This is a genomic window from Stenotrophomonas sp. GW821-FHT09E08, assembly GCF_059416125.1.
Genome location: NZ_JBWKOO010000020.1, coordinates 21926 through 36050, shown reverse-complemented (window position 1 = coordinate 36050; position 14125 = coordinate 21926). Strand labels below are relative to the sequence as shown.

Genomic DNA, 14125 nt, shown 5'->3' with positions numbered 1-14125 from the left:
GTTGGAGCCTGCAGCATCGATCAGCGTGGTCTGCCGGTCTTGAACGAAACGGCCATCATTGTCCCCACTCCCCGCGAAGTTCGCGTGCGGTCATGCCGGCCAGTTCGCGGGCCTCGCGGCTGAGATGGGCCTGGTCGGCATAGCCGGCATCGACGGCCAGCATCGCCAACGAATGCTGCGGCAACCCACGGCTGTGGCGCAGGAAGCGTTGCAGGCGCAGGATCCGCTCCAGCGTCTTGGCGCCGTAGCCGAACTGCGCCTGGCTGAAACGGCGCAGGCTGCGCGGGCTCAGGTTCAAGCCTGCCGCCAGCTCGTCCAGCGTAGCTTGGCCACGGCCAAGCGCGTGGAACAACACATGCGCCCGTTGCGCCTGCACGTCGAGGGCCGCCGCGCCCATGTGCTGCTGCAGGCACTGCGCCATCCGCTGCAATCGTTGGGCCGGCGCGGTATCGCCAATGGATGCAGCGGCTGCTGTGGCCCATCCGCCCTTCAGATCGGCCAACGGCACCGCCTGTCCAATGATGCCGGCCAATGGCAATCCCAACGCGGCCAACGCCTGGCCGGGACGAAAGCGCGCACCCAGCACCTGCGCACCGGGTGCAAGCGCCGGATGCGCAGCCACACGATCCGGGCCGACCACGAACAACGCGCCGTCACGCCAGAGGATGTCCACGCAGCCATCGGGCAGCACGGTGATATGGCCATCGGCATCCGCAGCGAGCTGGCTCTGCCATAGCTGGCCGAAATGGCCACGCAGCGGCGCTGGCGCCCGGTGCTCCTGATAGGCCGTGCCGGTACCTGCGAGGGAGGAAGGGTCGCCCATGCCGCATTGTGGCGCCCAGAAGCCCATAAAAGTGAAGCCCGGCGCGAGGCCGGGCTTCGGTTGGCGTGTGGGAGAGAGAGAGAGTCACACGCCAGCACAACACGCACTAACGACAGGCGTTTGTTACCAGGTGAAGCGCGGGCCCACGAACCACTCGCGGTCGCCGGCCTTGGCCAGCTTCACTTCGCCACTCAGGCCCCAGTTCTGGTTGAACTTGGCGGTGGCGCCGACGCGGCCGTAGAACTCGCCGTCCGGGTTGATGCCGTGCTTCTTGGTGAAATCTTCGTAGCCGGCCATCACGTAGCCTTCCACGTACGGGTTGAACGCAGTGCGCACGCCCACTTCGGTGGAGTAGCCGTTGAAGTCCAGGCCGCGCTTCTCGTCGTACTTCTGGTAGGCAACACGGGCCACCAGGTCGGTGTTCGGTGCGATGCCGTAGTTGTAACCGACACCCAGGCGCCACTGGTCGACGTCATTCTTGAACTTGTCGGTCTCCTGGGCGCTGTAGTCGCCGAAGACGTGGAAGTTCGGGTGCACCGCAACGGAACCCTTCACCTTCCAGCCATCGGCGTCGCCGCCCTTGGCATCGGTGTTCACGTAGCCGCCTTCAACGTAGTTGTACGACAGGCCATCGGTCGCCGATGCAGCGAACGGCAGAGCAGCCAGAAGACCCAGGGCAAGCAGCGAATTCTTGTTCATCGGGACACACCTTTAATTATTTTGGTTTCGTCGACCGCCTCCCGGGAGGGGGAGAGAGAAGAGGCGGTCGACAGGTGTGAATTATCCGTTAGAGGGTCTAATCGACCCTGAATATTGAACTGACTGGTGTATAAATATGGTTCCCGTTCAGGGAACTCCGCATGGCATTGCCGGCGGCTTCTTGCGCGCACCACGCTCGATGCTTGATGCGGGCGCTGATCCTGATCGCCTCGCCGGTCGCGCTGCTGCAGGCACAGGCGGCTGAGCGCGTCGTTCCTGCCGGGCGCATCGTCGTACAGACAGACGATGTCACGTGCTTCTTCAAGGTGCTGGACGCCAACCACGGGCGCCCAAGCGCCGATGATCTGCAGCACGGCTGCCTGGATGCGAGTACGGATGCCCTGCGCAGCTTCACCGACAGCCGTATCGGCTCGATGGAGCGGCTGGCCAGGGCTATCCAGGACAAGCCGTCACTGTTTGCGAAAGCGAGAACCACAGCATTGCCATCGATCCGCACGCGCGTCGCCGCTGCCGTCGATCAGCTGGGCGCCCTGTTGCCGTCTGCGCGCTTTCCCTCGGTCACCGTACTGGTGGGCCGCGGCAACAGTGGTGGCGTTACCACCGAAGCAGGTGTGGTCATCGGACTGGAAGCGCTGTGCAACGCCGACTGGATGCAGGCCGATGTAAGTGACCGCTTCGTGCATCTGATCGCCCATGAGTATGTGCACGTGCAACAGCCTGGTGCACGCGTGGAAGTCGAGCAGCCCACCCTGCTCTATCAGACGCTGGTGGAAGGCGGCGCCGAATACGTGGGAGAACGGATCTCCGGGCAACCGTCCAACGCGCATCTGCAGCGTTGGACGCAGGGTCGCGAGTGAGCGCTGGAGCGCGCGTTCCTGCAGGACAGCATGGGTACCGATCTTTCGAAGTGGCTGTACAACGGCCCCGGCGACGACACGCGCCGCGGAGACCTCGGCTACTGGACGGGCTACCGCATCGCCCATGCCTATATTGCGCGCGCGCCCGACATGCACAACGCCATCGCCGAACTACTGAATGTCCAGCCTGGAAACGCTGCAGCGCTGCTGGAAGCAAGTGGATGGCAACCTGCGTGCGGAGCAGGCGGAAGCACGCAGGCGCAGATGCCGTGATGCCGGCTTCATGCTGGTGAATGGGTGATGTTGAACAGGCACAAGGCGATCCGCCGGTGCAGATCAGCTCGCTTGATCCCGCTTGTTAAGGTTTGTTGATTTACCGACCTTCACAGCCCATCCACGTCTTCCAACTGCAGCTGAAAGCGCTTGGTAGCGCCGGGAACAAACGCCGCTATATTCCAGCTTCCCCAGACGAAGGAGGGAGTGGAATGAAACTGACCTCGCAACACATGAAGATGGCCCGTGCACTCAGCGTGGCGCTCATCGCCACCGTGAGCCTTGGCGCTTGCGCCTCTTACAAGAACGAGTTTGCAACGATCAACTCGCGTCTCGACCAGCTCGATGTAAAGGTGCAGGGCGCCGCCCAGAGTGCCGAGTCCGCCAACCAGTCGGCGCAGCAGGCCAACCAGCGTCTGGACCAGATCGAAGGCCGCGTGCAGCAGCTTGAAAGGGCACCTGCCGGCCGCAAGCCGCGCGGCTGATCGCTCCCTCACCGTTTGAATTGATCCACCTCTGTATCGGGAACCAGTGGCCTTCGCGGGCCACTGGCGTCCTTCCACCCGCGGTCTCAATGCAAGGAGCCGTCCCATTCGTACCTCCTCCTCCCCTGCACGTCGTGCCCTCCCTGTGTTGATGTTGGCACTGGCCGTAGCGTGCAGCGGCGCAGCCAGCGCCAAGGGCAAGGACAAGGAAGCGCCTGAACAGCGGAGTGCCGCCGTTGATGAACTTCCCGCTGACCAGAGCGTCTCCGAGACGGTGATCGAACTGGCCGGCTGGGTGGTCGCCAGCAAGGACAACCAGGGTTATCCGTTCGCGATCATGGACAAGGCGGCTGCGCAGGTACTGGTCTTCGGCGGCGACGGCAAGCTGCGCGGCGCGGCACCGGCGCTGTTCGGTTCGGCCATCGGCGATCACTCTGCACCCGGCGTTGCCAAGCTCGCGCTGAGTGCGATTCCAGGCCATGACCGCACCACCCCAGCGGGCCGTTTCATTGGTGGCTACGGCCCCTCCGACGATGCCGGACGCGTGCTGTGGGTGGACTACGATTCCGCCGTCTCGATGCACCCGCTTCCGCCAGGCACCCCGAAAGAGAAGCGCGCCGAACGGCTGGCATCACCTTCGCCGGACGACAACCGCGTTACGCACGGCTGCATCAACGTCACGCCCGCGTTCTACGAGCAGATTGTGCAATCCACGTTCGAGAAGGGCGGCGTGTTCTACATCCTGCCGGACAAGGATTCGATCGCGAAGACATTCCCGGAGTTCGCGCAGAGCCGTGGGGATGCCAAGGACGAAGACGAGAAGGGCGCGCGGCGCGCAAGCAAGTAATGCGCCCATCGGCGGATCAGGAATTCAGGAAGCCGCAGCGCCCGCGGCCCGCGCCAATGCAGCGGCATGCGCATCGCCCTTGCGTTCGCTGTAGCGGTCCACCAGGTAGTCCGACCGCCCTCGCGTCAGCAGCGTGAACTTCACCAGTTCCTCCATCACATCCACCACGCGGTCGTAGTACGGCGAGGGCTTCATTCGTCCATCGTCATCGAACTCCTGCCAGGCCTTGGCCACCGATGACTGGTTGGGGATGGTCAGCATGCGCATCCAACGACCAAGTACGCGCAGCGTGTTGACCGTGTTGAACGACTGCGAACCGCCGCTCACCTGCATCACCGCCAGCGCCCTGCCCTGTGTGGGGCGCACGCTGCCGTCTTCCAGTGGCAACCAGTCGATCTGGTTCTTGAACACACCGGTGATCGTCCCGTGCCGCTCGGGGCTGACCCAGACCTGGCCTTCCGACCACTGCGACCACGCACGCAACCGCTGCACTTCGGGGTGGCTCTTGTCCACGCTGTCCAGCATGGGCAGCGCATGCGGATCGAACACGCGGGTCTCGCACCCCAGGTAATGCAGCAGCCGCTCGGCTTCCAGCGCCAGCTTGCGACTGAACGACTGCGGCCGAAGCGAGCCGTAGAGCAGGAGGATGCGTGGTGGCCCCAGATCGGCGGCGGCGAGCTGGTGGTGATCGGGCTGGGGCAGCGAGGCTTCTACCAGGTTCGGCAGGTGGGCACTTGTGATTGGTTTATTCATTCGACTATTCTAGAAATATGGAAACGTCGAATGCAATCACTGCCCTGACTGCCCTGGGTCATGCCACCCGCCTGGCTGCCTTCCGCCTGCTGGTGGAGGCCGGCCCGGCAGGACGCATGGCTGGCGACATCGCCACGGCCCTGCAGGTGCCACCGGCTACGCTCAGCTTCCACCTGAAGGAGCTGGTGCAGGCCGGCCTGGTAGAGAGCGAAAGCCAGGGCCGCCATGTGTGCTATCGGGCCAACTTCAATGCCATGAACGGCTTGATCGAGTACCTCACGCACAACTGCTGCGCGGGCTCACCCAGCGACGAGTGCTCGTCCGCAGCACCCGCCTGCAAGTGCTGATACCGCACACGACCTGCCCCATCGAGGCGATTGCCCCATGACCCGTTCTGTCCTGTTCCTCTGTACCGGCAACAGCGCCCGCAGCGTGCTTGCCGAAGCCACCCTGCGCGCCTGGGGCGGCGACCGCTTCACCGCCTTCAGCGCCGGCAGCCAGCCCACTGGCCGGGTCAATCCGTTCGCGCTGGCACAGCTGCAGGCCGAAGGGATGCCCATTGAAGGGCTGCGCAGCAAATCATGGGACGAGTTCATGGATGCAGCGCCCATGAATCTGGTCATCACCGTATGCGACTCAGCCGCAGCGGAGGCCTGCCCGGTGGTGTTCGGTGACTTCATCCGCAGCCACTGGGGCCTGCCCGATCCGGCGGCCGTGGCGGGCAGCGATGCCGACAAGGCCGTAGCCTTCGCGCTGGCTCATGCCATCGTGAAGCTACGCCTGCGCGCATTGCTCGCACTGCCCGAATCGGTGTGGTCCGAACGCGAAGCGCTGCAGCACGCGCTGGACCGGATCGGCCAGCTGCTGCCGACCGACGTCACGCAGTGACGGTGCCACTGCCATGAGCCTGTTCGAGCGACACCTGACCCTGTGGGTTGTGCTGTGCATTGCGATGGGCACGCTGCTGGGCCACGTCCTGCCCGATGCCTTCGCGGTGCTGGCCGTCGCCGAAGTGGCCAAGGTCAACCTGCCGGTTGCAGTGCTGATCTGGCTGATGATCATCCCGATGCTGCTGAAGGTCGACTTCGGCGCGATGCGTCAGTTGCAGCAGCACTGGAAGGGCATCGGGGTGACGCTGTTCATCAACTGGGCGGTCAAGCCGTTCTCGATGGCGCTGCTGGGCTGGCTGTTCCTGCGCCATGCCTTCGCCGACTGGTTGCCGCCGGGGCAGATCGACAGCTACGTCGCCGGGTTGATCCTGCTGGCAGCCGCGCCCTGCACCGCCATGGTGTTCGTGTGGAGCAACCTGTGCCGCGGTGATGCCAACTTCACCCTGAGCCAGGTGGCGTTGAACGACGCGATCATGGTGGTTGCCTACGCGCCGGTGGTTGCACTGCTGCTGGGCCTGTCAGCGATCACCGTGCCGTGGGATACGCTGCTGCTGTCGGTTGGCCTCTACATCGTGTTGCCGGTGCTGGTGGCTGCGTTGCTGCGGCGCTGGATCCTGATGCGTAGTGGCGAGGCAGCGTTGCAGCGGGTGCTTCGCAAGCTTGGGCCCGTCTCGCTGTGCGCGCTGCTGCTCACACTGGTGCTTCTGTTCGGGTTCCAAGGCCGTCAGATCGTTGAACAACCCCTGGTGATCGCGCTGATTGCGGTGCCCATCCTGATCCAGGTCTATTTCACTTCGGGCCTGGCCTACCTGCTCAACCGTCGGCTGGGCGTGGCGCATTGCGTGGCCGGTCCTTCGGCGTTGATTGGTGCCAGCAACTTCTTCGAGCTGGCGGTGGCGACAGCGGTGGGGCTGTTCGGCGTGCATTCGGGGGCGGCGCTGGCGACGGTGGTGGGCGTGCTGATCGAGGTGCCGGTCATGCTTTCTGTTGTGCGGATCGTGAATCGTACTCAAGCCTGGTACGAGAGACGCGAAGAGCACTGACATACCGGAGTGCGTCGAAGTCGATCTACGCTCTTCACTCCGCACTGTCGTCATCGGCTTGGTGGGGTACCCGTACGCCACGTCATCAACTTCGACCGATGTCGCATATTCCCCATGCCGCTACGGACGTTGCGCCGTCTGCGTCTGCGACGGCTTAACAGCATGCAAAAATGCCGAAAGCGTCTTTGATCCAGCGTTGAATGCAACTCTTCTGATTGGCGTTGCGCCGCGACGGCGGTACAGATGGTGGGCCACCGGAAAATGGGTGGCCGGGCCTCGAAAACCCGTTAGATCACGAACGTTGTTTGCGCTTGCCAGCCGGCGTCACCCCGCGTGGCGCCGGCTGGCATTCCGTCTGCCGACTATGGCGGGCGGAGCGTGGAGGCCTTGCGCCTGCCGGTCTTGTTCGTGATCTCCCGGTTTTCGAGCCACGTGTCCGCCCGCCACCTTTGTGTGGCGGCTGCCGTCTGTCCTGCACGAAGCATTGCCATGACCTCACCGGACTTCCCGCGCCTGCATCCGCATCACTCGCCCGCGTGATGGAGGGCCTGATGATGGCTAGTCTGTCGCTGACCGCACAGGTCAGCGCACGTATGCGGCCGGAAGGGTGACACAGGGAACGTCGCCTGCTGTTCCGCCGGGCATGGCCCGGCGCTACCGCCGGCACCACATCACTCGCAGAGCGCGCTGTCTTCCTTCAATGCGGCATCCTGCAGTGGCTGGCGTTGTTCGATCTGCTCACGCTGTTCCGCAGTCGGCTCGCCCAGCCACCACACACGGCAGCGCGCGGTAAGACGGCCGACCATCTTCGACTGATCGGGCGAATACAGCATCGCCAACGCGGTGCCGGGGCAGTCGTGGGCCTGGCAGGCGGTGTAGAACCACCACGGCTCGCCCTGCAGCACCACCAGCTCGCCGGGCCCGCTGGGCCCGCTCAACAGGCGTTCGCGCAGCGACGGAATCTCCTTGTCAGCAGATTCGGCCGCGGCTGTGTTCTTCATCAGGGCGTTGAACGCGGCCAGCACCTTCGGGTCCTTGCGGCCGCAGTCGTCCACGGTATTGCCGCCCACCAGGGTGAAGAAATGCGTCGCCAGCGGGTTGTCCGCGCAGGTGAGTTCCCCGCCGGCGCTCGGGTCTTCCGGTTCGCCTTCGTTGTCCCACACCGAAGGGTCCACGCCGTCTTCGATGGACGGAGCCTTCTCGACCACCGTTGCCGTGGCCGCAGGTGCTTCGGTGGTCGGTGCCGGTGCGGGCGGTGCTGCATCCGGCGCCGGTGCCTGTCCGCAGGCGGCCAGCAGCGCGGCCATCATCGCCATCCCTGTGATTCGAATCTTCATTCCGTGTCCTGTTCCGCCCATTCGAGATTCCCGGCAGGTGCGGTCAGCGCACCTTTCGGGTCTCTGATTGTACGGATACAGGATTGCACTGCGGCGCGCGGTGGCGGCACAACGGCCGCCACCGCTGCCGCCGTCACGGCGGCAGGGTCTTCTGCACGCTGATCTGGATGCCCTGGTTGTCGCGGCTGCTGCTGTCGAGCTGGCTCTGGTACTCGGCGCGCAGCGTCCAGCCCTTCAGCGTCTGCAGGCCGATGCCGGCGCCCAGCAGCGTGTGGTTGCGCGACTGGCGGTCGAGCGTAGCGCGATACACCGGCCCGGACATCAGGTCCACGTAGCGCATGAAGGCCTGGCTGGAACCCTGCATGTCATGGCCGAACTCGGCGCGCAGCTGCGGCGTCCACATGCCGTAGTCGCGCTTCACCAGCCACTGCGCCAGCACACCGGCAGTGGCAGTGCTGGTGTTGACGGTCTGCCGCTGGTAGTCGAGTGCGTACACGTCGTCGCCGTGCTCGCGGTAACCATCCAGCGTGGCCCGCGCCAGATCCAGGCGGCCGTACGGGGTCAGCAGCAGGGCATCGCCGCGATGCTGGTAACCGGTGGAGAACGAGGCGAACCACTGCTTACCGTCACGGCTGCCATAGGCGGTATTGCCGTTGTCGGTGATGAAGCGGCGCGCATCGAACGTCAGCCACTGATAGCCCAGCAGGCCATCGACGTAGAACCCGCCTTTGGGATGGAAGCTGCCGTAGCCGGCGATGCTGTAGCCATCCACCGTACTGCGGCTGCCGTTGCGGCCGATATCCGACGCGTCATGGCCGTAGCCCAGGCCCGCACCCAGCGTCAGCGACGGGCCAAGCTGGCGGTCGGCACCCACGCTGACACCGGAGGTGGTGAAGTCGATGCCATTGCTGCCGGCACCCGGCTTGAGCGTGCCGAAGTTGACCGCACCGCCGGTCCAGAACGCGAAGCCATCGACCGTGCCGGCAGCAGGCGCGACACCGCCCTGCAACGCCGGTTCGTCGATCATCGACAGCCCTTCACCGTTGGCACCGATGCCCTTGCGCAGCAGGTCGTCCTGCTGCGTACGGCGCTGGCTGCTGGCCGAACTGAAGGTGATGCCATTGCTGAAGCCCGCACCGCCGCCACCGGCGCGCAGACTTTCCAGGCGGCGCTGGAAGTTGGTGATCTGGCCCACGGCCATGCGCCGCGCACCTTCCACCTGCGCTTCCAGCACGCCCAGCACTTCGGCATCGCGCGAGGGATCACTGCGTGGCTTGACCATCACATCAACTGTGCCGGGCGCGGAGGTCGCGTACGCGTTGCTCAGCGTGTAGGTGATGCGCACCGCGCCACCGAACGTCGCCGCCGAGGTGAAGGCCAGCGTGTAGCCGGCGCCGCTGGCGCTGATGGTGGCCGTACCGGCATCCGCCGGCGACACCGAGACCACGGCCGCGGCAGTGAACGGCCCGCCACGCGCGGTGGAGGTCAGGTCCACGTTGACCACGCGCCCGGCAATGGCAGTGGCGGTCAGCGCCGGCGCCACCGGCCGTGGGTTGACCGTCACCCTGACCGGCGCAGGTACCGATGCACCGAACGGGTTGCTGAGCGTGTACTCGAAGTCCACCACACCGGACGCATCGGCATCGGCGCTGTAGACGATGGTGGCGCCCTGCACCACCGCCGTGCCGGACGACGGTGCGCGGCTGATGGTGACCGCAGTGAACGGCCCGTTGATCGCTCCGGCCTCGGCCTGCACAGTCACCGACTGTCCGGCCAGCACGGTGGCACTCTGCGCAGCAGCCACCGGCACCGCCAGCGGCGTAACGGTGATGCTGACTGTCGCCGCCGTGGAGGTACCGCCAGGGCCCGTGGCGGTGTAGGTGAAGCTGTCGTTGCCGAAGAAGTTGCTGGCCGGGGTGTACGTCACGTTGAGCCCGTTGACGGTGGCAGTGCCGTGCGCGGGCACCTGCGCGATCGCGATGCTGGTGATCGGGCCGGTGTCGTTGGCGGTGACGTCGATGCTGGCCGGAGCATTGGCCGGCGTGTTCGCCGCATCGTTCACCACCACGGGTACCGGCTGGTTGATGCCCAGGGTGAACGGCTGGCTGCCGGTGAAACCGAATGTGTCGGTGGCGGTCACCGTGAAGCTGTAGCTACCGGCGGCGGTGGGCGTGCCACTGAATGCGCCAGCGCTGCTGAGCGCGATGCCCGGCGGCAACGCGCCTGTGCTGAGGCTGTAGGTGAAGCTGCCGCTGCCACCGCCTGCGCTGACGGTCTGGCTGTAGGCCACTGCCACCTGTCCGCCAGGCAACGTGGTCTGCACGAACACGATGGCAGGTGCGTTCACGATCATGGTGTAGGCCTGGCTGCCGTTGAAGCCGAAACCATCGGTGGCGCGCACGGTAAAGCTGTAGCTGCCGGTGGTGGTCGGCGTACCGCTGATCAGGCCGGCACTGCTCAGGGCAATGCCCGGCGGCAAGGCGCCGGCAATCAGACTGTAGGTATAGCCACCATTGCCGCCGCTGGCGCTGAGCGACTGGCTGTAGGCGATGCTGCCGGTGGCGGCGGGCAACGTCGCCGGCGCGATGGTGATCGTCGGCGCGGCCACACTGAAGGTGTAGGCCTGGCTGCCGGTGAAGCCGACACTGTCGGTGGCGGTGACGGTGAAGTTGAAGTTGCCGGTGGTGGTGGGGGTGCCGCTGAGGGTGCCGGCACTGCTCAACGCGATGCCCGGCGGCAGTGCGCCCGCCGACAGACTGTAGGTGTAGCTGCCGACACCGCCGCTCGCGGTCAGCGTCTGGCCGTAGGGCACGCCGCCCGAGCCACCCGGCAGCGTGGCCGGCGCCAGCGTGATGATCGGCGCATTGACCAGCAGGGAATAGCCGCGGCTGCCGGTGAAGCCATTGCCGTCGGTGGCCAGCACGGTGAAGTTGAAGGTGCCGGCCACGGTCGGCGTGCCCGACAGCACGCCTGCGCTGCTGAAGCTGATGCCGACCGGCAGCGCGCCACTGCTCAGGCTGAAGGTATAGGTGCCGTTGCCACCGCTGGCCGTAATCGTCTGCGAATAGGCCACGCCCCCGGTCGCCGCTGGCAGCGTGGTCGGATCGACTACGACGTTCGGTGCCGACACCGCCAGCGTATAGAGGGTGGTCACCGAGAAGGGTGCGCCGGTGCCGGTGGTGCTGTCGGTCGCTTTCACGCTGAAGCTGAAGTTGCCGGCCTGCGTGGGCGTGCCGCTGAGCACGCCGGCCGGCGAGAACGACAGGCCATTGGGCAGGGTGCCGGTGAGCTGGTAGCTGTAGCCCGGATTGCCACCACTGGCGACGAAGCTGGTGCTGTAAGCCGTACCCGCAGTGGTGCCTGCCAATGCGCTCGGCGTCAGTGCCAGCACCGGCGCGCCGACCGCGCCGTTGTAGGCCTGGCTGCCAGTGAAGCCACCGCCATCGGTGGCGGTCACGGTGAAGTTGTACGGACCGGCCTGGGTCGCTGTGCCGCTCAGTTCACCCGTTGCAGCGTTGAGGCTGAGACCGACCGGCACCTGCCCCGCCGTGATGGCATAGGTGAAGCTGGTTGGCTGGCCGGAGCTGGCGGTGATGGTCTGGCTGTAGGCCACCCCCGCCACCGGCGACGGCAGGCTCGCCGGCGACACCGTGATGGTGGGCGCGGCGATGGACAGGACGTAGTTCTGGGTTCGCCTGAAGGGCGCGCCGGTACCGGTGGTGCTGTCGGTGACGCGCACCGAGAAGGTGAAAAGACCGGACACCGTCGGCGAGCCGGACAGCGTACCGGTGGGCGACAGGGTCACGCCGTTGGGCAACGCACCGGCGCTGATATCGAAGGTATACGGCGCGGTGCCATTGCCCGCGCTGAAAGGCACGTTCAATGGTGCGCCGGCCGTGCCGGAGAGGCTGCCTGCCGGCGGCGTCAGCGTCAGCGACGGCGCAGTCACGTTGAGGGTGTAGGGCTGGCTGCCGGTGTAGGGGCCGCTGCCGCCACTGCTGTCGGTGGCGATGATCGTCAGCGCGAAGGTGCCCGCCGCCGTCGGCGTACCGCTGATCACCCCGGCGCTGGACAGCGTTAAGCCTGCTGGCAACGCACCTGCGGTAACCGCATAGGTGTAGGTGCCGCTACCGCCGGCGGCGGTCAGGTTCTGGTTGTAGGCGACGCCGGCACTCGCCGTTGGCAGCGTGGGCGGGGTAATCGTGATCGTCGGTGCATTCACCGTCAGCAGCAGCGGGCCACTGGTGGCGCTGACCGGTCCGCTGCCACCACTGCTGTCGGTCACGTTGACCGTGAAGTTGAAGCTGCCGCCCGCGTTCGGTGTGCCGGACAGGGTGCCGTTGCTGGCCAGGGTGATGCCCAGCGGCAGACTACCCGATGCAATCGCGTAGGTGTACGGCGCGACGCCTCCGCTGACGCTGGCCAGCGACTGGCTGTAGGCCACGCCGACCGTCGCCGCCGGCGGGTTGGCCGGTGCATAGGTGAGCGTTGCGGCGGCAATGGTCAGCGTCAGCGGTCCACTGGTGGCGCTGAACGGGCCGGTGCCGGTGCTGCTGTCGGTGGCGCGCACGGTGAAGTTGAAGGTGCCGTTGGCGCTGGCCGTGCCGGACAGCGTGCCGTTGCTGGCCAGGGTGATGCCCGGCGGCAGGCTGCCGCTGGTGATCGTGTAGGTGTACGGCGCGGTGCCGCCGCTGGCGCCGGCCAGCGACTGACTGTAGGCCACCCCGACCGTGCCGGCTGCCGGGCTGGACGGTGCGTAGCTGATGGTGGCCGGCGACACGGTGACGGTGACGGTAGCCGGCGCCGAGGTGCCGCCGGCATTGGTGGCGGTGTAGGTGAAGCTGTCCGGACCGGAATAGCTGGCAGTGGGTGTGTAAGTGATGGTGGTGCCGCTGGCGGTGGCCGTGCCATGTGTGGCCACACTGGCGACCGCGACCGAGGTGGCCGTGCCGCCGGTGATGTTCAGCGTGATCGGGTTGTTGCTGCTGCCATGGGCCACGGTAGCGCTGACCGCGCCGGCCACCGGCGGAACCACGTTCTGCACGTTGATCGACAGGTTGGCGGCCGAGAAGAACGGCGTCGGCGTGCTGCTGTCAGTGATGCGCACGGTGAAGTTCTTCAGGCCCAATACCGTCGGCGTGCCGCTGATGGTGCCGTTGCCGGCCAGCACCAGGCCGGCGGGCAGGGTAGTGCCACCGTCCAGGAGGTAGGTGTAGGGCCCCGTGCCGCCGGCACCGGTCAAGGTGAACGAGTACGGTGTACCGATCACCGCAGGGCCAGGTGCGTTGGTCACGCTGATGGTCGGTGCGGCGATGGTGACCGAATAGCTGGCCGTGCCGGTGAGCGGCGTGCCCGCCGTGCTGTCGGTGGCGGTGACCGAGAATGCGAAGGTGCCCTGCGTGGTGGGCGTGCCGGTGATGCTGCCTGCGTTCAGTGCCAGGCCCGGCGGCAACCCACCGCTGGTGACCGCAAAGGTGTACGGCGCAATTCCGCCGTTGCCAGTGAGCGTTGTGCTCGGGTAGGCCACGCCGACCGTACCGTTTGGCATCGTTGCCGGCGCGATCGTGATCGGTGACGCCGCTGCCTGGATATGCACGGTCACCGTGACGAAGTTGCTGCCCGAGCCGTCGTCGAAGATGAAGGTATCGGTGGTCGCGCCACCACCGTTGTTGCTGTAGGTGATGATCGAGGCGGCGTTGTCGGTGACCACCGCCGTGCCGTGGCTGGCAGCGCCGGTAACGTTGCCGATACCGAAGCCCGGAGCACCCTCGCAGGTGCTGGCATCGATGATGATGGTGCCGCCGGAGGCCATCGGCGTGCCAAGGCTGGCGTTGGGTGGAGTAAAGCTGCTGCAGGCTGCGTGTGCCAGAGCTGGCGCCGCAAGCGATGCAAGCAGCAGCAGGAACGCTGCCAGACGGCTGAATACCACGCAGCCGAGTCCCTGGCGCACCGCAACGCGATGCATCAACTCCGCATGCAACATGACCTGCCCCCTGATGCCCCTCTTCCCGACGGGCGGTGCGCCTTCCAGCGCTGATTGAGAAAACTACCCCGGCCCGCAAATGCACGCGCCGTGGATCCGGTTTTCACCGCCAGA

Annotated in this window: 10 protein-coding genes and 1 pseudogene; 6 read left to right on the top strand and 5 right to left on the bottom strand. The window is 66.1% G+C overall.

Annotated features, from left to right (window positions below; genetic code table 11):
- Window positions 1-55 precede the first annotated feature (55 nt).
- Together AC07M7_RS19365 and AC07M7_RS19360 are read right to left on the bottom strand one after the other, a co-directional pair.
- Window positions 56-823: a helix-turn-helix transcriptional regulator gene (locus AC07M7_RS19365; RefSeq protein WP_495208075.1), complete on the bottom strand. Its 768-nt coding sequence runs from the start codon at window positions 821-823 to the stop codon at window positions 56-58.
- A gap of 123 nt (window positions 824-946) precedes the next feature.
- The gene (locus tag AC07M7_RS19360) at window positions 947-1522 is read right to left on the bottom strand and encodes an OmpO family porin (protein WP_046985361.1); all 576 of its coding nucleotides are present in this window, start codon (window positions 1520-1522) and stop codon (window positions 947-949) included.
- Between the two features lie 206 nt (window positions 1523-1728).
- Here AC07M7_RS19360 and AC07M7_RS19355 point away from each other — a divergent pair.
- The 3 genes and pseudogenes from AC07M7_RS19355 to AC07M7_RS19345 all read left to right on the top strand — a co-directional run bounded on the left by AC07M7_RS19355 (window position 1729) and on the right by AC07M7_RS19345 (window position 4005).
- A pseudogene (locus AC07M7_RS19355) lies at window positions 1729-2673 on the top strand (DUF2268 domain-containing putative Zn-dependent protease).
- A 212-nt stretch (window positions 2674-2885) separates the two neighbouring features.
- Complete coding sequence (locus AC07M7_RS19350; RefSeq protein ID WP_012509703.1) at window positions 2886-3158, top strand: hypothetical protein; 273 nt, start codon at window positions 2886-2888, stop codon at window positions 3156-3158.
- Window positions 3159-3312: 154 nt separating this feature from the next.
- Window positions 3313-4005, top strand: coding sequence for a murein L,D-transpeptidase (locus AC07M7_RS19345; protein WP_136638498.1), 693 nt, complete (start codon window positions 3313-3315; stop codon window positions 4003-4005).
- Between the two features lie 24 nt (window positions 4006-4029).
- Here the strand turns inward: AC07M7_RS19345 and arsH are convergent, their stop codons facing one another.
- Complete coding sequence (gene arsH, locus AC07M7_RS19340) at window positions 4030-4758, bottom strand: arsenical resistance protein ArsH (protein WP_495208074.1); 729 nt, start codon at window positions 4756-4758, stop codon at window positions 4030-4032.
- Between the two features lie 17 nt (window positions 4759-4775).
- On the opposite strand from arsH, the gene AC07M7_RS19335 reads away from it, so the two are divergent.
- Genes AC07M7_RS19335 through arsB form a run of 3 tightly spaced genes read left to right on the top strand, consistent with a single transcriptional unit; the run spans window position 4776 to window position 6691 of the window.
- Entirely contained in the window at window positions 4776-5105 is a 330-nt protein-coding gene (locus tag AC07M7_RS19335; protein WP_447780620.1) for an ArsR/SmtB family transcription factor, read from the top strand.
- A gap of 37 nt (window positions 5106-5142) precedes the next feature.
- Window positions 5143-5646: an arsenate reductase ArsC gene (locus AC07M7_RS19330; RefSeq protein ID WP_495208073.1), complete on the top strand. Its 504-nt coding sequence runs from the start codon at window positions 5143-5145 to the stop codon at window positions 5644-5646.
- A 13-nt stretch (window positions 5647-5659) separates the two neighbouring features.
- Entirely contained in the window at window positions 5660-6691 is a 1032-nt protein-coding gene (arsB, locus tag AC07M7_RS19325; RefSeq protein ID WP_495208072.1) for an ACR3 family arsenite efflux transporter, read from the top strand.
- Between the two features lie 671 nt (window positions 6692-7362).
- Here arsB and AC07M7_RS19320 read toward each other — a convergent pair.
- The gene (locus AC07M7_RS19320; RefSeq protein ID WP_495208071.1) at window positions 7363-8028 is read right to left on the bottom strand and encodes an Ivy family c-type lysozyme inhibitor; all 666 of its coding nucleotides are present in this window, start codon (window positions 8026-8028) and stop codon (window positions 7363-7365) included.
- A gap of 133 nt (window positions 8029-8161) precedes the next feature.
- Entirely contained in the window at window positions 8162-13993 is a 5832-nt protein-coding gene (locus tag AC07M7_RS19315) for a putative Ig domain-containing protein (RefSeq protein ID WP_495208070.1), read from the bottom strand.
- Window positions 13994-14125 lie beyond the last annotated feature (132 nt).

Bases quoted from the DNA above. Each gene is read 5' to 3' on its own strand.
- AC07M7_RS19365 (WP_495208075.1), bottom strand. From the start codon at position 823: ATGGGCGACCCTTCCTCCCTCGCAGGTACCGGCACGGCCTATCAGGAG.
- AC07M7_RS19360 (WP_046985361.1), bottom strand. From the start codon at position 1,522: ATGAACAAGAATTCGCTGCTTGCCCTGGGTCTTCTGGCTGCTCTGCCG.
- AC07M7_RS19350 (WP_012509703.1), top strand. From the start codon at position 2,886: ATGAAACTGACCTCGCAACACATGAAGATGGCCCGTGCACTCAGCGTG.
- arsH (WP_495208074.1), bottom strand. From the start codon at position 4,758: ATGAATAAACCAATCACAAGTGCCCACCTGCCGAACCTGGTAGAAGCC.
- AC07M7_RS19335 (WP_447780620.1), top strand. From the start codon at position 4,776: ATGGAAACGTCGAATGCAATCACTGCCCTGACTGCCCTGGGTCATGCC.
- AC07M7_RS19330 (WP_495208073.1), top strand. From the start codon at position 5,143: ATGACCCGTTCTGTCCTGTTCCTCTGTACCGGCAACAGCGCCCGCAGC.
- arsB (WP_495208072.1), top strand. From the start codon at position 5,660: ATGAGCCTGTTCGAGCGACACCTGACCCTGTGGGTTGTGCTGTGCATT.
- AC07M7_RS19320 (WP_495208071.1), bottom strand. From the start codon at position 8,028: ATGAAGATTCGAATCACAGGGATGGCGATGATGGCCGCGCTGCTGGCC.
- AC07M7_RS19315 (WP_495208070.1), bottom strand. From the start codon at position 13,993: ATGCATCGCGTTGCGGTGCGCCAGGGACTCGGCTGCGTGGTATTCAGC.